This is a genomic window from uncultured Rummeliibacillus sp. (genome assembly GCF_934216135.1).
Taxonomy (GTDB): domain Bacteria; phylum Bacillota; class Bacilli; order Bacillales_A; family Planococcaceae; genus Rummeliibacillus.
Genome location: NZ_CAKQBI010000001.1, coordinates 303,976 through 322,747, shown reverse-complemented (window position 1 = coordinate 322,747; position 18,772 = coordinate 303,976). Strand labels below are relative to the sequence as shown.

Below are 18,772 nucleotides of genomic sequence, written 5' to 3'. Positions count from 1 at the left end.
GCCTTAACATATATCATATTGGTTAATGTTTTAAACGCAATCTTGCACATCTTTTTTTCGTTTCTATAAATAATTCATCCAACTGTCTATAACATGCATATTGACTCGGACGGGACTTGATAAACGATAATCTTTCTATTGCATTGATCGGTAAGATTTCGTAATCCTCATTTTCTACTAAATAATCTTGTCCATTAGATGCTTTTATAATAAAAGATTCATAAAGTTGTATTCCTTTATTCATCATATCTCCAGCTTTACCATCTCGAGCTGTATGTGAATGATGAATCTCTTGTTTTAATGATTCCCATTTAATAATCCACTCATCAACGAGCTCTTTTAATATGGCTTCTTTTTTGCACTCAATCATCTATTTCACAAGACCTTTCTTCGCTCTCTTTTGTCCTTCCCTACATATTTCAAATAAAGGACATTCACTACAGTTTGGATTTTGTGCTTTACAATGATAACGACCAAAGAAAATTAATTGGTGGTGAGTTTTAGACCACTTTTCTTTTGGCGTTTTTCTCATCACAGTATTTTCAACTTCTAATACACTATCTTTCCATTTGCAAAGCCCTAATCGTTTCGTAACACGTTCTACATGTGTATCAACTGCTAATGCAGGATGTCCAAATGCAACAGATAAAACGACATTAGCTGTTTTACGGCCTACACCAGGTAAAGTTACTAATTCCTCACGTGAATCTGGAATAATACCGTTATATTCGTCTAATAAACGTTGGCAAAGTTTTTGTATATTTTTCGCTTTACTACGATATAAACCAATTGAGCGAATATCTTGTTCGAGTTCTTCTAAAGAGACAGCTAAATAATCTTCAGGCGTTTTATATTTTTTAAACAATGTAGCGGTAACTTTATTGACAAGTACATCGGTACACTGTGCCGACAGCAAAGTCGCAATTGTTAATTCGAACGGATTTTCATGGACTAATTCACAATGAGCATCCGGAAACATTTCTTCCATTTTTTCTAGACAATATTCCCACTGCTTAATTGTTAACATTTAAATCCACCTCTCACTTATGACGATCTAGCCAGTTATAAAAAGGGACATTACTTGCTGGTGGCTTTTGTTCTGTCTCTTTTTTTGCGGACTTCTGTTCAACAGTTTTAGGAATAATATTTTTTCGGAAATTCTTGCTTTGTTTTTCAACATCTTCTAAAGTTTTTACATTATTCTTCTTCCATTCAAAAAGAATACGGTCGATATACCTTAAACTTAGCTTCTGAGACAAAACGGCTTCTTTTAATGCATGACGAATAATTTCAGGAGAATGACCATCTTGATCAAGCCACATGGAAATCATTTCAGTTTCCATAGGAGATAGGAACCTTCCGAATTCTTGTTCAAATAATTGAAATAACTGTCCTTCTTTTAACTTTGTTACTTCATTTTGATCAGTATCTCTTTTTACAAGAACAATATCCAGAAGTCTACTCCATAAAGGCATTAGGGTAATCACTTCATAAAGTACACCATTGTCATCTAACTTTTGATGAATTTCCATGAAACCCTTTTGCATAAGTCTTTGCATACTTGTAGAGATCATATCTTCAGTCATATTCATACGTTGAGCTATATTAGCAGGTGTAGGGAATTCATTTCCTTCTTCATGAAATGCATACAAATGCATAATTAGCATCGCTTCTACATCTGAGATTTGCAATTCCTTATAAAACTGAAAAAAAAGCTGAGAAATATTAACACTTCCCCGCTCTATCCAAGTTTGGAGACGCTCTGCTTCTTTCATATCATCGAACTCTCCTTTATTTTAAAATTGAACAAGAAGAATCGCCTAAGCGGTTCTTCTTGTGATTTACAACATAATAATATAAGCTAACCTACTACTTATGGATAAATACGGTTTAATAAACGAGGGAATGGAATAGTTTCACGAACATGTTCTGCACCTGTAATCCATGCAACTGTACGTTCCAAACCTAAACCAAATCCTGAATGAGGTACTGAACCATATTTACGTAAGTCTAAATACCATGCATAAGCTTCTTCGTCTAAGCCATAATCTGCAATACGTTTTTTCATCAAATCATAATCCCAGATACGTTCTGAACCACCGATAATTTCACCATAACCTTCTGGAGCGATTAAATCTGCACAAAGCACAACATCATCACGATCAGGATGTGGTTGCATATAGAATGGTTTAATACCAACTGGATAACATGTGATGAATACAGGTTTGTCGAAATGTTCAGCGATTGCAGTTTCGTGCGGTGCACCGAAGTCGTCTCCCCATTGAATATCATCAAAGCCTTTTTCGTGTAATAAATCGATCGCATCATCATATGAAATGCGTGGGAATGGAGCTTGTACTTTTTCAAGTTTAGATGTATCACGGCCTAGAATTTCTAATTCTAGTTTACAATTTTTTAGTACAGATTGGACAATATATGAAACATATTGTTCTTGAATTTCAAGAGATTCATCATGTTCTACAAATGCCATCTCTGGTTCAATCATCCAGAACTCGATTAAATGGCGACGGGTTTTAGATTTTTCTGCTCGGAATGTTGGACCGAAAGAAAATACCTTTCCAAGTGCCATTGCTGCAGCTTCCATATAAAGTTGTCCAGATTGAGAAAGATATGCATCTTGATCAAAATATTTTGTATGGAAAAGCTCAGAAGTACCTTCTGGAGCTGATCCAGTTAGAATTGGAGGATCAACTTTTGCAAATCCATTATTGTTGAAAAATTCATAGGTTGCACGAATAATTTCATTACGAACTTTCATATTTGCATGTTGTTTTTTAGAACGTAACCATAGGTGTCTATGATCCATTAAGAATTCAACACCATGTTCTTTTGGTGTAATTGGATAATCATGAGATTCAGCAATTACTTCGATTTCTTTCACTTGAAGTTCGTAACCAAATGATGAACGAGTATCCTCTGTTACTTCCCCAGTGATATAAAGTGAAGTTTCTTGGTGAATAGATTTCGCTATAGCAAATGTTTCTTCTGATACGTTTGCTTTTACAACTACTCCTTGAACAAATCCTGAACCATCGCGTAATTGTAAAAATGCAATTTTACCGCTAGATCTTTTGTTTGCTAACCAAGCTCCAATTTTAACTGTTTCACCAACATGTTTTGGCATGTCTTGAATTGTGATTTTTTCCATATTAACCTCCGCATTTCAAGCATTCATTAAGCTAATCATTATTTATGCCTAATATTTGCGTATTCTAGTTGTTTTGACAATGAAATTCTTTACTTCTTTTTTAGAATTGACATAAGGTAAATTTAAATTACTTACTTGTCTTTCCATTGTGCAATGGGTCTTGATTTAGATCCACTTAATTCTTCAAAAGTATCAGCATAAATATTATGTAAATACAATGCAGAATTACTTATCTTTATTATATACGAGTTTCCTGTAAATTTCTTTTGAAATGATCTATTTCATGTTAAATTCGTGACCAGATCGCACTGTTGAATGTTATAAATTCAATATTCGTTTCCACCATTGTCCATTTTCGAACATGATATAGACATAATTAAGCTTATCTTGTTTGTTTAGATAAGTTATTTCCCATACAACGCCTGGTTTTTCTACTCCTAATTTTGTATGTAGAATTTCTTTTACATCACCTTTTCTAGTAGCTTCTGATATAGCTTCTTTTTTTGAAATTCCATCTTTCAGATAGACTTCTAGTGGCTTCTCATCGCTATTATTTTGAGAAACAAAAATAGCCTTTTTCTTACCTTTATCATCTTTACCAATTACAGTTACATATGGTTGTTTACCATGGTATACATAGGTTTCAGTGACTGTATTTAGTTGTTGGTTATGCAAAACGGCAGCTTTCGCAGTTTTTTCTACACTATGAAAAGGAGCGTTTGATCTCCATCCAACTATGACAACTAGCGATAGTGCTAGAATTAGTAAAAATATTGAGAAGAACTTAATCCAGTTTTTCATGATATCACCTTATGTTTCTTTTAGTCCTTATTTATGCCACTATAAACGTCGTAGCTAGCTTTGCTTTAATTATTATACCAATCTTCTAATTCATAGACCATATGTTCGAGCGACACTTTTTTGATAGGAATATCTGGTAATGCTTTTATAAATTCTTCTCCGTATGATTTCGTTTCGATACGACGATCAAGCACTATAAACACACCTTTATCATGTGATGAACGAATAAGCCTTCCAAATCCTTGTTTAAATCTTAGGATTGCTTCCGGTAACGATAATCTATAGAAAGAATTCATACCTTTACTAGACAACTTCTCAGCTCTAGCCTTAAAGAATGGTTCTTCTGGAGAAGAGAATGGTAAACGTACTACAATAACTGCAGAAAGGGCATCCCCTGGAACGTCAACACCTTCCCAGAAACTATTCGTTCCAAAAAGAACAGAATGCTCAAAACGCTGGAACATTTTTAAAAGTCTCATCCGACTTCCAGAAGACATTCCTTGTGCAAATAACATGTAATCCTCAAGAATGCCAGTCTCTTGGATAAGCTCCACTGTTTTTCTAAGCATATCTTGAGCAGTGAATAGAACAAAACATCTTCCATGTGTAGCTAATACAGTTTGCACAATCGCATCCGCCACAGCTTCGATATATGCTGATTGAGTCACTGTTTTTATATCGGGCATATCTTCAACAATGTATACACTTGCCCCATCATAATAAGATTTCGGTGCCTGCAATTGATATAAAGGAATATCTTCTGAAAGGCCCAATTGTTGTGCGATAAAACGTTCATTATTTGGGACTGTCAATGTCCCAGATGTCCAAATAATTCCTGATTGACCACGGAATCTTTGCAATACGTTTGTAATTTCATCTTCCACTTTTACTGGTCTTTTAAATAGATACAGACTTCCTGGAAGACTTCTTGTATCTACTTCGATCCAAGCAGTATCTTCTTCTAAATGACTTAAAAAAACAGCATCCCATTCTGCAGCTTTTACTTTTAATTCATTCAGTTGAAACTCCCAATCTGCAATATTTGCTTGTTGTTTTATCGATAAATCATCAGGATAACGTAAATAGATAGAAGTAATTGTTTCAGCGAGATGAATCCACTCTATAACTTTACGACTAAATTGTTCTCCAAAAGGTTGCTCTAATTGAACACTTGATAACAAAAAACTATTTTTATGTTGGCGATTTCTTGTTTTTTGTAATGGTAGTTTTCGTATTAGGCGATGGATTTCTTGATCAAAAAGTGTAACGATCTCTCCAAATAATAATTCTAACTTTTGCAATTTTCGACGTGGTATTTTATCTTCTTGTAACAGCTCTAAATAAAAAGGATGTTCCAACAATTTTGTTTCTGTTGAACCAAGCTGACCAAAGTGATACTTCCACTGTGTGTAGGAGAAAATTTTTTCATCTCTTAATGTAGCTGCTTGCAAAAATTGATGTCCTTCATCCAATATTACCCCATCTAAATCTTTGAGAACAGGCTCTTCTCTTACTAAATCTGCTAATATCATGGAATGGTTTGTTATAACTAAATCAGCCTTTTTACAATTTGACAGTGCTTGGATATAAAAATCATAGGCACCTTTATGATGCGTCTCAGATGTTGTATGAGTTCGACGTATTTTGTCTATGAAATATTTCCCTCCACCAGATAAAGTGATTTCTCCTAAATCACCTGTTTCTGTTCCTTGTAGCCAGACAAGGAGTTGCATCTTCGTAAAATTTTCATCATACGAATCATCTTCTACTCGTAAAAGATCACAAAAACGATCAATATCAATATAATGTTCCATGCCTTTAACAATTGCAGTAGAAACAGTAGTATTTAAAATTGTTTCTGCTTTAGGTAATTCTTCTAATAAAAGTTGATCCAACAAATGCGATGTATATGAACTAATACAGACTGTTTTAGCGTTCTTTTTAGCATATATGATTGCTGGTATCAGGTATGCAAGAGTCTTACCTATTCCTGTTGAAGCTTCCGTCATTATTTCTTGTTTTGTAACAAGTGCTTGCCAAACAATGTCCATCATTTTAAATTGGTCAGGCCGTACCTCAAAAGAATCAAATGCTTCTTTAAAAAGTTTTTCTTTTTCCTTAAAAGAAGATGGATAATAGAGCTGTTCAACATTTGATTTAACAATTTCTACAGGCTTTTTTATAGCGACATCACGGTAATATTGATTTGTATCTGAATCGTGAGAAGTTCTTCTTTTTGTATGAATTGCATCTAAAAAAAGTTGAGATAAATCGGATTTTAATCTGAAAGATCTCATATGAAGTTGCTCAATTGTTGTTAGCGGCAACGTTAATAATCTCTCCCAGCAACTCTTTAGTAAATAAGCAGTCGCCAATGCATCATCATCAGCACGGTGAGCATGTGTTAAACTAATCCCTAACTCCATCGTAATATCTTGTAACTTAAAGCTATATGCTGTAGGAAAAAGAATTTTTGATAATTCTACAGTATCCATATGTTTTCCTAGCCATTTTGGTAAGCCTGCTCTTTTAAACTCCGCTTGTAAGAATGGCAAGTCAAAATCTGTATTGTGTGCAACAAAAATGGTGTCTTGCAAAATTTCAAAAATCTCTTCAGCTTGTTCTTCAAAAGTGGGTGCTTTTTCAACATCTTGATCTGATATATGTGTTAGATCTTGTATAAAAAAAGGAATATCCTTACCTGGATTTACAAACGATGAATAAGTTGATACAACTTTCCAATCCTTCATTAATACAATAGCGATTTGAATGATTCGGTCTCCTTGTTGTGAGGAATGACCAGTTGTTTCTAAATCGACAATGGCATAAGTTTGACTTTCCATGTATTCTTCACAACTTTCCGTTCATGTTATATTGATGATTTTATCATATTTCAAAGAGAATAGCTGAATTGATACCATGTGTTTTTATTTATTTTAGGAACCGGCAATATCTATATTGAAAAATATTATAAATGGAAAATATATTCTGAAGGATTTTCAATTAATGTAAATAATATGATTTTTCTTTATTTTACAAAAATATAATCTTTAAGGATATGAACATCAAAAAGGCTGTTTAGTTAGTGATTTTCACACTAATTAAACAGCCCTTGCTAGCTAGTTATACAATTAATTCATAACGGTTGCTTCTGGTTCATAGTGAATTAATTGTTTTACTTTATTATTTTCATCTAGTATGGCAACTTTAGGTTCATTTTTTTGTGCCTCTTCCAGCGTCAAATAACTGTAGCCTATGATTATAACAATATCTCCTGGCTGAACTAACCTAGCCGCTGCGCCATTTAAACAAATCACTCCAGAACCTCGTTCACCAGCAATTGTATAAGTTTCAAAGCGAGCTCCGTTATTATTGTTTACAATTTGAACTTTTTCGTTTGGGAGAATTCCAACCGTATCAAGTAAATCAGCATCTATTGTAATACTACCCACATAGTTTAAATCAGCTTGAGTAACTGTTGCACGGTGAATTTTCGAAGTCATCATCATTTTTAACATTATTTAGTCTCCTCAATCGAAAAAAGAATATTGTCTATTAATCTAACGTTTGAAAAATTAACTGCTGTCGCAAGTAAAAAGTGACATGTATCAGGATGTACTTCTTGTAAATCCGGATAACTACGTAATTCTAAATAGTCAATTTTCCCTGATGTTTCACTTTCAATCATCTTTTCAGCTATTTGTATTGCTTTTTCTTTATCGTGTGATTTTACAAATTCTGCTTTTGCCTGTTGCAAAGCTTTTTGTATATTCGGTGCCTGTTCTCTTTCTTCCTCTGTTAAAAAAACATTTCTTGAGCTTTTCGCAAGGCCATCTTCTTCCCGAACAATTGGCACACTGCAAATCGTAACTGAAAAATTATAATCTCTCACCATCATTTTAATAAGTGCTAATTGTTGAGCATCCTTTTGCCCAAAATAAGCATTTGTTGGTTGAACAATATGGAATAGTTTTGAAACAACTTGTAAAACCCCATTAAAATGGATGGGTCTTGTTGCCCCACAAAGAATTTTAGATGCAGGACCTGCTTCAAATCGAATTCCTCCATCTGTTGGATACATTTCTTCTACTGTCGGAGCAAACAAATAATCTACACCAGCTTCTGTAGCCAATTTCATATCATGCTCTAAATCTCTTGGATAACTATCATAGTCTTCATTTGGTCCAAATTGTGTAGGATTGACAAAATCACTCATTACAACTAGATCATTTTCTTCTCTTGCTGCTTTCGCTAAAGTTAAATGACCATCATGTAAAAAGCCCATAGTTGGAACTAATGCAATTTTTTTCTTTGTTTCTCTATGCTTTTCTAATTCTTGTTGTAATTCAAGGATGGTTGTGACAACTTTCATCTTTTAATTCCTCCATATAGATGACCTAGAGCTTCTGCTGACATTGAAAATTGATGTTCAGGTGCTGGAAATTCCCCTTTTTTAACAGCATCTTTATAAGCAGTGACACCATGTCTTATTTCGAAACCTACATCTGCGAATTTTTTCACAAATTTTGGAACGTGATGACTACCATATGATAATGTGTCATGGAATACTAATACCTGTCCATCAACCTCTTTACCTGCTCCAATACCAATAACAGGAATGTCTAATCTTTCAGTTACAATTCCTGCTAATTGGTGTGGTACACATTCTAGTACGATAGCACAGACACCTGCTTCTTGAAGTTCAAGCGCATCTTGAATCAGTTTTTCTGCTGCTTCAGTTGTTTTCCCTTGTACTTTATATCCCCCTAACACAGCAGCTGATTGTGGCTGCAACCCTAGATGTCCAACTATTGGAATACCGGCTGATATTAGTGTCTTAATAGAATTCACTAGATTGCCAGCACCTTCTAATTTCAAAGCATTTGCGCCTGTTTGTTGAAATAGCTTGACTGCATTTTTTAATGTATCGCCTACATCGCCATGATAACTACCAAATGGCATATCTACTACGATAAACGTATCTTTTGCGCCTCTTCTTGTTGCTTTACCATGATGAATCATATCATCTAAAGTTACATTTACTGTTGAATCATAGCCTAGAACGACCATTCCTAGTGAATCTCCAACTAAAATCATGTCAATGTCAGCGCTTTCAGCGAGCATAGCTGAAGGGTAATCATAAGCAGTTAACATGACGATTTTCTCTTTTCGTTCTTTCATCTTTAGAAATTCAGTTGTACTTTTCATACACTCTCTCCTCCTTTTTGGGGAAGAAAACAAAAACCCCTCTGTCTAAAAATGGACAGAAGGGTAGTGTAATCACATTGAATCGTTTTCTTCCGTCCCTGTCTTCAAAGATCAAGGCAGATTTTTTTGTTATAGTGAAATTCAAATCTAAGGTACAGTTCTATAAAGATACTGTCCTGTGATTCCACTATAACAATTATTAAAACGATTGCCAATATTTATTTTTCAAGTTCGATATCTGCTGAATAAATTTCTTTTATTGTTCCATCATCAAGTTGCAACTTTAGAATACCTTCATTGGTTATACCAATGGCTTTTCCAACAAAAACATCACGTAAAGTTGTTGCTTTGATGCGACTACCGATTGTGCAGGAATATTCTTCCCACAATGCTTTAATATTTGTAAATCCTTCTGCAATATACTGGTTGCTAAATTTTTCTAAATAATAAAGTATCTTCGCAACAAGTTCCGCACGATCAATCTGCTTACCAATAGTTATTTTTAATGACGTTGCAATATTTGCAATATCTACATCAAAATCTTGAGAATCGTGGTTTACATTAATACCAATCCCCATAATTATTGCATTAACTCTATCTGGATCGGCTTGCATTTCTGTTAAAATCCCCGTACATTTCAAACCATTAATCAATAAATCGTTAGGCCACTTAATATCCGGACGAATTCCAGCTACATCCCGAATAGCACATGTGACTGCAACTGCACCAACTAATGTAAATTGTGGAGCTTCATACGGTGGAACATTCGGACGCAAAATAATACTCATTGCAATTCCTTTACCACTTTGTGATTTCCAAGGACGCGTTAAACGACCTCTGCCTTCTGTTTGTTCCTCACAAATGACCACTGTTCCATTAGGTGCTCCATCTTGAGCCTGTTGATGGGCTGTAGTTTGAGTGGAAGATAGGGTTTTTTCATAGATAATTTTCTTTCCGAATTGTTCTGTCTCAAGTGCTGCTGTAATTTTAGCCGGATCTAATGTATCAGGTGCCGATAGCATCATATATCCTTTTTTTCGGATAGACTCAAATTTATAGCCTTCTTCCTCTAATTGTTTCATATGCTTCCAGATTGCTGTTCTTGAGATGTTTAGGTCATCTGCTAATTGTTGTCCTGAAATTGGATCACCATTTGCAGCACTTAAACGTTTGATAAGCTCATATTTAATGGGTAAGCTCATTTAGATACCATTCCTTTATCTGTTGTCTCTCATTCAGTAAACGATTTTCTAAAATTTCTATAAGGATTTGGTCAAGTGTTTCCTTTAACCATGGTCCACTTTTTTTACTACTCCATTTAAGCAAATCATGTCCTGTGATGACTAAATCCGATTTATGCTGTATTGCTAGATTTGATTTTATATGTTCGATTTCTAATTTAGATTTTGGTTCAAAAACTGTTTTTCCTAAAACCCTTGAAAATTCATAAGCAATTGTTAATACTTCTATATCAAATGTAAAGTAATCTTTTTTTGTCCATCCCGTTGAAGTTAACAATTGATAAGCTATAAGAATATTTTCCACCTGTTTTTTTTCATAGTTGGAGCATTTATATGCTCGCAAAACTTCTATATCCTGTGAGGGCTGTAGAAGACAAAAAAGTGCCCATCCTTTCCAAGACTCTTTACTTGCTCTAAACTTTTCCCATATAGCTGATTGTTGATCAAAATCGCCAGGCAAAAATTTAGCTAAACCAGATTGTTGAATATTTTGGATGGCCTTTTCTGGATGTTCACTTGTAAAGATTTTATCAAATTCTGCTTTTATCCTTTCAATTGCGATAAAATGGATATCCTGAGCTTGCTTTGATATTGCTTGGAATGTTGCTTTCTCGATTTTAAATCCTAATTGAGAACTAAAACGAATGGCACGAAGCATTCTTAATGCGTCTTCTTTAAACCGTTCCACTGGTTCACCAACAGCTCTTATAACACCATTTTGAATATCCTCTTTACCACCAAATAAGTCGATAATTTCTTGATGTCCGGTCATTGCCATTGCATTAATCGTGAAATCACGTCTTTTTAAATCTTCCGCTAAAGAAGACACAAAGTTGACTTGATCTGGTCGACGATGGTCTTGATAGGTACCTTCTGTACGATATGTGGTCACTTCTACAGGACTAAGTGGATGGATAACTAGAACTGTTCCATGGGCGATTCCTACATCAGCAGTACGCTTAAAAACAGTTTTCACTTCTTCAGGAACGGCATTCGTCGCAACATCTACATCGTTTGCCTGATGACCTCTTAAAGAATCACGTACTGCACCACCTACAATAACTGCCTCATAGCCATGCTCTTCAAGTGATGCAATTACGTCAAAAGCTGCTTTCCAAGCGGTTTGTTCAATCATGTTTTCGTGCCACCTTTTCATAGAGCGCTTCATACTGTTCCACAATATTAGAAGAATGGAATTGATTATTCGCTGTAAAAATTGCAGTCTCTCTAAATTGTCGAAGCTTTTCTTCATCCAATAATAGACCTATTGCATATTCTGCTGCCTTTTCACAATCACCAAGTTCTACAATATAGCCATTTTCCCCATGCTGTATAACTTCAGGTATTCCTCCAATATTCGTTCCAATCCCTGGTACCCCACATGCCATTGCTTCCAATAACACTAGACCAAACGCTTCTTTTTCAGACATCAATAACTTCAAATCACTCATTGCATATAGCTCAGATAAATTTTCTTGTTTTCCTAAAAATAAAATATCTGATGCAAATGGACATTTTTTTACTTCTTGCATAATTTGGTTTTTCTCAGGTCCATCACCGACCAACAATAATTTAGCCGGTATTTTTTCTCTTACTTTTATAAATGTTCGAATGACATCCGGTACATGTTTTACTTTTCTAAAATTCGAAACATGTATTAAAACTTTTTCATATTCTTGTATACCGAATTCTTCCTTCAACAAACTTCCATCTTTTGGATAATACTCGCGTTCATCCACAAAATTATAAATGGTTTCAATTGGTTTATCGGTTTCAATCAAATCATAAGTTTGCTGTTTTAAAGAGTTTGACACAGCAGTTACAATATCTGATTTCTCAATGCCATATCGAATAGCACTTGTTAAAGATGAATCATATCCTAAAACCGTTATATCTGTACCATGTAGGGTAGTTACGATACCTACATCCTTGCCTGACATATCACGTGCTAATGCTGCACAAACAGCATGTGGAATAGCATAATGGACATGCAGTAAATCTAAATCTTCACTTTGAATAACATCTGCCATTTTACTTGCTAAAGCAATATCATATGGCGGATATTGAAAAACGGAATAATTGTTTACTTGGACTTCATGATAAAAAATTGTTGGATAAATTTTATTTAGTCTAAATGGCATACTAGAGGTAATAAAGTGTACTTCATGCCCTCTTTCTGCCATCATTTTACCAAGCTCTGTAGCCATTACACCAGAGCCTCCAACGGTCGGATAGCATGTGATACCGATTTTAAGTTTTTTCATCCGACCACTACCTTTCTATTTTCTTCTTTCTTGTATTAATCGCCAATCGATAAAACCTTTTTCTAATCCTTTTAGCAAAACTTCTGCAGTTCCCATATTTGTTGCCAATGGAATTTGGTATACATCACTTAAACGGATTAATGCTGACACATCTGGTTCATGTGGTTGTGCTGTTAATGGATCACGGAAGAAAACTACCATATCCATGTCGTTATTTGCAATCATTGCGCCTATTTGTTGATCTCCACCTAATGGACCAGAGCGGAAGCGATGTACACTTAACCCTGTAGCATCTATAACTCTTTGCCCTGTTGTTCCTGTTGCATATAATTCATGTTGTGCCAAGATATCGCGATATGCAGTTACAAATTGCACCATATCACTTTTTTTCTTATCATGTGCAATTAAAGCAATCTTCATAGCATTCTGCCCCTCTACTATAAAATATTTTCAAGTCCATAGACTAATTCTTTTAATCCCATAACTTTTTCAATCGATAATTTCACACCTGTCATAAAAGATTTACGATCAAATGAATCATGACGGATAGTTAATAACTCCCCTGTTCCTCCGAAGAGAACTTGTTGATGTGCTACAAGACCTGGTAATCGAACACTGTGAATACGCATTCCTTCTATATCAGCGCCTCTCGCACCTGCAATATTTTCGTGTTCTTCTGGATGGCCTTGTTTATGTTTCACACGACTTTGGGCAATTAATTGGGCTGTTTTCACCCCGGTACCAGATGGTGCATCTAATTTTCGATTATGGTGCATTTCAATAATTTCAACATCTGAAAAATAATTTGCCGCCATTTGAGCAAACTTCATCATTAAAACAGCACCAATCGCAAAATTAGGAGCAATTATACAACCAACCTCAGAAGTTTTAGATAGAGACACAAGTTCTTCTAATTGAGCATCTGAAAAACCAGTTGTTCCAATTACAGGTCGTACCCCAGCAAATAGCGCTGTTTTTGTATGTTCATACCCTACTTTAGGGGTTGTTAAATCGACAAAAACATCTGCTTGGATAACATCAAACAACGTATGTAACTCTGTGTATACCGGTACATCGTATTCATCTGGAAACATTTCATATTGTGCTAAGTTCGGGGCTAATTCTTTATGGTCTAGTACTGCTACTAATTCCATATTATCATCATTCATAACCGTATGTACCGCTTCTTGTCCCATTTTCCCTCTTGGTCCAGCAATTACAACTCGAATCGTCATTATATCTCATCCTTTCATATTGAACAATGTCTGATTAAACGTTACGTTTAAATGAATAGTTTTTAGTCATTAAATTAACCTATTTTTAAGTTTAAATTACTGTTTACTCCTATTCCTATCCTAAATAACTATCAACGTTGTTGTCAAAATACCAAAAATGCATGATAATATAGTCTTGTGAAGCTATTTAAACGGAACATATCTAACTAAACACGAAACATTCCCAATTAGCACAAAAATTATTGATAACTTCAAACTAGAATATTTTTCTACACATTAACGTTATTATACTCTACAACTAAAAATTGAGGTGAAACTAAATGCCAAATATTAAAATAAAAAATACTTTATTCATTATACTAGGGGCAGCTATTTTCAGTTTTGGTTTTGTACATTTTAATATACAAAATCATCTTGGTGAAGGTGGATTCAACGGTATTACATTAATCCTATACAATGTATTCAAACTAGACCCTGCTATTATGAACTTAGTATTAAATATACCAATGTTTATCATTGGATGGCGAATACTCGGAAAAAAAACTTTTGCTTATACAATTATCGGAACCGTTTCTGTATCTGTCTTCTTAAAAGTTTTTCAAATTTATCAATTTCCTATCGATTTGCATGACGACATGTTCCTTGTTTCATTATTTGCGGGTATCTTCCTTGGAGTTGGACTTGGAATTATCTTTCGCGTTGGTGGAACAACGGGTGGAGTAGATATTATCGCTCGACTTGTAAATAAATTCTTCGGTTGGCCAATGGGAAAAACGATGTTTATCTTCGATGCAATTGTCATTATTTTATCTTGGGCAACTTATTTAGATGCTCGTTCTGTTATGTATACATTAGTTTGTGTTTTTGTAACAGCCAAAGTAATTGACTTTGTACAAGAAGGGGCTTATGCCGCAAAAGGAGCAATTATCATCTCTAATCATAATCACGAAATTGCAGAGCGAATAGCGAAGCAAATGGATCGTGGTGTTACTTTTTTAAAAGGCTATGGATATTATACAAAAGAAGATCGAGAAGTCATTTATTGTGTCGTTGCAAAAAATGAGATGTTTAGATTAAAAAGTATTGTACTATCAATAGACCCACATGCATTCATATCTGTTTCTGAAGTTCATGATGTCAGTGGTGAAGGGTTTACTTTAGACGATCAAAAAAGACCCATTGAATAAAATAATATTTTTATCAGATTATTAGAAAAAGCAGCGTGATTGGTTATCCAATCACGCTGCTTTTTAAATTAACTACTAATCTTCATTATTATTCAAGCCGGTGTATATTAACAACAAACGTGCTAATTCCATAACAGCTGTTGCCGCTGCTGCAACATATGTTAATGCAGCTGCACTTAATACTTTTCTGGCATGTGATTCTTCTTCGTTTCTAATAATCCCTAGGCTAACAACCTGATTGAGAGCACGTTTAGATGCATCAAATTCGACTGGTAAAGTCACTATTTGGAACAACACACCGATTGCTAATAGGATTATACCTATAAGCATTAATGAGCGCATTGATGAACTAAGCATACCAATCATGATGAAAATCCAAGATAAATTAGAAGAAATATTCGCTGCAGGCACTAATTTTGAACGAAGCGTTAAGAATGCATAAGCTTCTTTATGTTGAATAGCGTGTCCGCATTCATGAGCTGCTACAGAAGTACCAGCAACTGAAGCATTGTGATAGTTTTGAGATGATAAGGCAACTGTTTTACTCCTAGGATCATAATGATCAGATAATACACCAGGAGTTTCTACAACTCTTACATTACTTAACCCATTACTATCTAAAATTGTTCTAGCTACCTCCGCCCCTGTCATACCAGAAGTAGATCTTACCTCTGCATACCGCTTATAGGTTTTCATTACCTTTCGTTGAGCATAAAGCGGTAATAACAATAGTACAGCAAAATACACGATATACATCGCTATTGACAATTAAACCATCCTCCTATTACTTACTTACTCTCATTTTAAAGGGAAACTTTTTTAGCCGCAAATGATATCCTTTTTCGTGAAACATAATAAGCTAATGCTATGCAAGCAATAGACAACCAAAATGTAAAATAGCCAATTTCAGACATATAGGCAGAAAGCATACTATAGATTGGCATTTGGCCAAAAACATAATCTATAACATCATTATGTAGTGTCCAGATTGCTGCAATACTAACTTGAGTTAGTTTAATATCGTACATAGGTATATATAAAATTCCTTGTATAGCCATTGCCAAATGAGAAACAACAAGCATCCAACCAAGAAAACCAATAGAACCTATTTCTATGATTGCTAATAAGTTCATAACGACAGCCCATAATCCATATTTCACTAAAGTAATAAGTGCAAGTGCTTCTATAACGCGCCAATTTTTTCCTAAAAGCCATCCAATTACAGCTATCGAAAAAAATAAAGTAGCGGTTGGACTATCTGGAACAAATATATAAAAAAGAGGTCTTGTTATAGATAATTGTCCACCATACCAGATATATCCGCCAATTGTTCCTAAAATATTGACAGTTAATAGTAGCCACAGAAAAGCCCTATGGGATAGTATCTGCCACACTTGAGAAAATAAGTTATTCATTGGTACCCCCTCGATAAAATATTCTAATTATGTTATAACCTTTTTTGCTAGGGTTCGTCTATGTATATAGAAAAAAAGAGTCAGTTTCCTGACTCTTCTTTCTAGCTATTATTCAGCTTTTAAACCAGATATAAATTCAGCTAATTTTTGAAGATCTTCATCAGATCCCTTATATTGGCCTGCTGGCATACCGCCCTTACCTTCATGAGCGATTTTAGTAATCTCTTCAGGTGATAAGCCTGTATCTGTTAATGCAGGACCTGCACCACCTTGAAGTTTATCTCCATGGCAGTTAATACATGATTGTTTAGCGTATACTTTATAACCTGGATCTTCTTGGTCAATTTCAACAGCTTTAACAATTTCACCTTGTTTCTTAGCTGCAGCCCAGTCATGGTTAACAACTGATTCCCAAGTTAAGAATACCATTGAGGCAAGTGCTAATAGCATAAATGCTACTGGCAATGGTCGTTTTAAAGGTTTACGTTCAGGACCTCTATCTAAGAATGGCGCTAACATTAAAGCACCAATCGCAATTGCTGGAACAACGATTGCACCAATAGTATTGTAAGGACCTGAAGCATATTCGTATTTAAGCAATTGATATAAGAATAAGAAATACCAGTCCGGCATTGGAATATAGCTTGTGTTTGTTGGATCTGCTTGTCCTTCTAATGGAGATGGATGAGCAACTGTTAAAATTAGATAACCAACTAAGAATACAGCACCAACCATCCATTCTTTTAATAAGAAGTCTGGCCAGAATGGTTCTGTTTTACCAGGATATTCGGAATAATCTGGTGGATATACGTTTTTGTTATCTTTTTTAGGTACTCGCGTATCTCCTACGAATTTCATTCCTTTTCCTTTATGCATTTTGTCCCCTCCTTAAGGAAATATTAATGGCTAAATATGTAGTAAATACTACAATGGGCCAGATATCCCTTGTCTACGAATCATGATAAAGTGAGCAGCAAGCAATGCAAGTAAGCATGCTGGTAAGAAGAATACATGAATCGCAAAGAATCTAGTTAATGTTTGTGCACCGATGATTGTTGAATCACCAGCTAAAAGGATTTTGATTGCTTCACCGATAAAAGGAACTGATGCTGCAATTTGAATACCTACTTTTGTTGCAAACAATGCTTTCATGTCCCATGGTAGTAGGTAACCTGTAAAGCCAAGGCCTAACATTACACAGAAAATTAGTACCCCAACAATCCAGTTTAACTCACGAGGTTTTTTATAAGAACCTGTGAAGAATACACGTAATGTATGAAGGAACATCATGACAATTACGAGGGAAGCGCCCCAGTGGTGCATACCACGCACGATTTCACCGAATGCTACCTCATTTTGAAGGTAGTAAACAGACTTCCATGCATTTTCAATATCTGGTACATAGTACATTGTTAAGAACATACCTGATAAAATTTGAATAACAGTAACGAAGAACGTTAACCCGCCGAAACAATATACGAATGCAGAGAAATGGTGTGCAGGGTTTACGTGCTCTGGAACTTCATGGTCGGCTATATCACGCCAAATCGGTGTAATATCTAAGCGTTCATCGACCCAATCATAGATTTTATTAAGCACTGATGTCGTACCCCCTTACAATTATACTAAAGTATTTGCTCTTGTTTTTCCGATCAATAATAGACCGTCTTTTTCTTTTACTTCAAACTCGTCTAACGGACCAAGTGGTGGTGTACCTGCCACGTTTTTACCGTTTTTCTCATAACGGCCACCGTGACATGGGCAGTAGAATTGGTTTTTGTGTGCTGTATCACCAGCCCAGTTTACTGTACAGCCTAAATGTTTACATACAGGTGAAAGTGCGACAATTTTATCGCCATCTTTATAAACCCACGCTGTGTTTGTAACATCAGATTTGTACCAAGCGTCAACTTGTTCGAATGTGAAATCTACTTTTACAGGAGTTTCTGAAAGTTCTGAGACTTTTTTGTCAGTAGGTACAAAGTCTCCGCCTGCTTTCTTTTGAAGAATTGGATCAACTGCAAAGCGAGCCATCGGCATTAACATACCAGCTGCCATGAAGCCACCAACACCTGTAAGTGTGTAGTTTAAAAATTGACGTCTTGTGACACGATTGTTACTCATTCTTTTCCCCCCTCTAACTTCAGGTCAGTCCAACGGACAAACTTATACAAAATAGTAATACTAGGACATATCTATGATATATCAAGTAAAATGTAAGGTCAATAACGCATTCAAGTGTTTTATACACA

General features: G+C 35.1%; 20 protein-coding genes. 1 reads left to right on the top strand and 19 read right to left on the bottom strand.

The genetic code is table 11. From position 1 onward, the window contains the following. Nucleotides 1-22: 22 nt before the first annotated feature. The 14 genes from Q0977_RS01610 to dapB all read right to left on the bottom strand — a co-directional run bounded on the left by Q0977_RS01610 (nt 23) and on the right by dapB (nt 13,918). The gene (locus tag Q0977_RS01610) at nt 23-370 is read right to left on the bottom strand and encodes a YpoC family protein (RefSeq protein ID WP_119415373.1); all 348 of its coding nucleotides are present in this window, start codon (nt 368-370) and stop codon (nt 23-25) included. Beyond that, the gene (gene nth / locus Q0977_RS01605) at nt 371-1,027 is read right to left on the bottom strand and encodes an endonuclease III (RefSeq protein ID WP_119415374.1); all 657 of its coding nucleotides are present in this window, start codon (nt 1,025-1,027) and stop codon (nt 371-373) included. Nucleotides 1,028-1,040: 13 nt separating this feature from the next. Further along, nucleotides 1,041-1,775 carry a DnaD domain-containing protein gene (locus tag Q0977_RS01600; RefSeq protein ID WP_119415375.1) on the bottom strand — a complete coding sequence of 245 codons (735 nt, stop codon included), beginning with the start codon at nt 1,773-1,775 and terminating at the stop codon, nt 1,041-1,043. Between the two features lie 98 nt (nt 1,776-1,873). Beyond that, nucleotides 1,874-3,169 (bottom strand): asparagine--tRNA ligase, encoded by a 1,296-nt coding sequence (asnS, locus tag Q0977_RS01595; protein ID WP_299509997.1) that lies wholly within the window; start codon nt 3,167-3,169, stop codon nt 1,874-1,876. A 318-nt stretch (nt 3,170-3,487) separates the two neighbouring features. Then, entirely contained in the window at nt 3,488-3,970 is a 483-nt protein-coding gene (locus Q0977_RS01590) for a DUF5590 domain-containing protein (RefSeq protein ID WP_119415377.1), read from the bottom strand. A gap of 65 nt (nt 3,971-4,035) precedes the next feature. Then, entirely contained in the window at nt 4,036-6,813 is a 2,778-nt protein-coding gene (gene dinG, locus Q0977_RS01585; RefSeq protein ID WP_119415378.1) for an ATP-dependent DNA helicase DinG, read from the bottom strand. 288 nt (nt 6,814-7,101) lie between these two features. Then, entirely contained in the window at nt 7,102-7,488 is a 387-nt protein-coding gene (gene panD / locus Q0977_RS01580) for an aspartate 1-decarboxylase (RefSeq protein ID WP_119415379.1), read from the bottom strand. After that, the gene (gene panC, locus Q0977_RS01575; protein ID WP_119415380.1) at nt 7,488-8,342 is read right to left on the bottom strand and encodes a pantoate--beta-alanine ligase; all 855 of its coding nucleotides are present in this window, start codon (nt 8,340-8,342) and stop codon (nt 7,488-7,490) included. Before panC ends, panD begins: the two co-directional genes overlap by 1 nt. Further along, the gene (gene panB, locus Q0977_RS01570; RefSeq protein WP_299509990.1) at nt 8,339-9,178 is read right to left on the bottom strand and encodes a 3-methyl-2-oxobutanoate hydroxymethyltransferase; all 840 of its coding nucleotides are present in this window, start codon (nt 9,176-9,178) and stop codon (nt 8,339-8,341) included. The genes panC and panB overlap by 4 nt, the downstream gene beginning before the upstream one ends. A gap of 218 nt (nt 9,179-9,396) precedes the next feature. Continuing rightward, nucleotides 9,397-10,380 (bottom strand): biotin--[acetyl-CoA-carboxylase] ligase, encoded by a 984-nt coding sequence (locus Q0977_RS01565; protein WP_119415382.1) that lies wholly within the window; start codon nt 10,378-10,380, stop codon nt 9,397-9,399. Next, complete coding sequence (locus tag Q0977_RS01560; RefSeq protein WP_299509986.1) at nt 10,364-11,554, bottom strand: CCA tRNA nucleotidyltransferase; 1,191 nt, start codon at nt 11,552-11,554, stop codon at nt 10,364-10,366. The genes Q0977_RS01565 and Q0977_RS01560 overlap by 17 nt, the downstream gene beginning before the upstream one ends. Then, nucleotides 11,547-12,683, bottom strand: a complete 1,137-nt coding sequence (gene bshA / locus Q0977_RS01555) for an N-acetyl-alpha-D-glucosaminyl L-malate synthase BshA (protein WP_119415384.1) — start codon at nt 12,681-12,683, stop codon at nt 11,547-11,549. Before bshA ends, Q0977_RS01560 begins: the two co-directional genes overlap by 8 nt. Nucleotides 12,684-12,698: 15 nt before the next feature. Next, the gene (mgsA, locus tag Q0977_RS01550; protein ID WP_119415385.1) at nt 12,699-13,103 is read right to left on the bottom strand and encodes a methylglyoxal synthase; all 405 of its coding nucleotides are present in this window, start codon (nt 13,101-13,103) and stop codon (nt 12,699-12,701) included. 17 nt (nt 13,104-13,120) lie between these two features. Next, on the bottom strand, nt 13,121-13,918 hold the full coding sequence (gene dapB / locus Q0977_RS01545) for a 4-hydroxy-tetrahydrodipicolinate reductase (protein ID WP_119415386.1): 798 nt from the start codon (nt 13,916-13,918) through the stop codon (nt 13,121-13,123). 320 nt (nt 13,919-14,238) lie between these two features. Here dapB and Q0977_RS01540 point away from each other — a divergent pair, with 320 nt between their 5' ends. Continuing rightward, complete coding sequence (locus Q0977_RS01540; RefSeq protein WP_299509978.1) at nt 14,239-15,105, top strand: YitT family protein; 867 nt, start codon at nt 14,239-14,241, stop codon at nt 15,103-15,105. 75 nt (nt 15,106-15,180) lie between these two features. On the opposite strand, the gene Q0977_RS01535 is transcribed toward Q0977_RS01540, so the two are convergent. From Q0977_RS01535 to Q0977_RS01515, 5 genes are all read right to left on the bottom strand, one after another. Continuing rightward, on the bottom strand, nt 15,181-15,873 hold the full coding sequence (locus Q0977_RS01535; protein WP_367269414.1) for a zinc metallopeptidase: 693 nt from the start codon (nt 15,871-15,873) through the stop codon (nt 15,181-15,183). Nucleotides 15,874-15,908: 35 nt separating this feature from the next. Continuing rightward, entirely contained in the window at nt 15,909-16,520 is a 612-nt protein-coding gene (locus tag Q0977_RS01530; protein WP_119415388.1) for a DUF1405 domain-containing protein, read from the bottom strand. A 108-nt stretch (nt 16,521-16,628) separates the two neighbouring features. Continuing rightward, nucleotides 16,629-17,396 carry a menaquinol-cytochrome c reductase cytochrome b/c subunit gene (locus Q0977_RS01525; RefSeq protein ID WP_119415389.1) on the bottom strand — a complete coding sequence of 256 codons (768 nt, stop codon included), beginning with the start codon at nt 17,394-17,396 and terminating at the stop codon, nt 16,629-16,631. 48 nt (nt 17,397-17,444) lie between these two features. Continuing rightward, nucleotides 17,445-18,119: a menaquinol-cytochrome c reductase cytochrome b subunit gene (gene qcrB, locus Q0977_RS01520; protein WP_119415390.1), complete on the bottom strand. Its 675-nt coding sequence runs from the start codon at nt 18,117-18,119 to the stop codon at nt 17,445-17,447. A 21-nt stretch (nt 18,120-18,140) separates the two neighbouring features. Then, entirely contained in the window at nt 18,141-18,644 is a 504-nt protein-coding gene (locus Q0977_RS01515) for a ubiquinol-cytochrome c reductase iron-sulfur subunit (RefSeq protein ID WP_119415391.1), read from the bottom strand. Nucleotides 18,645-18,772: the final 128 nt, after the last annotated feature.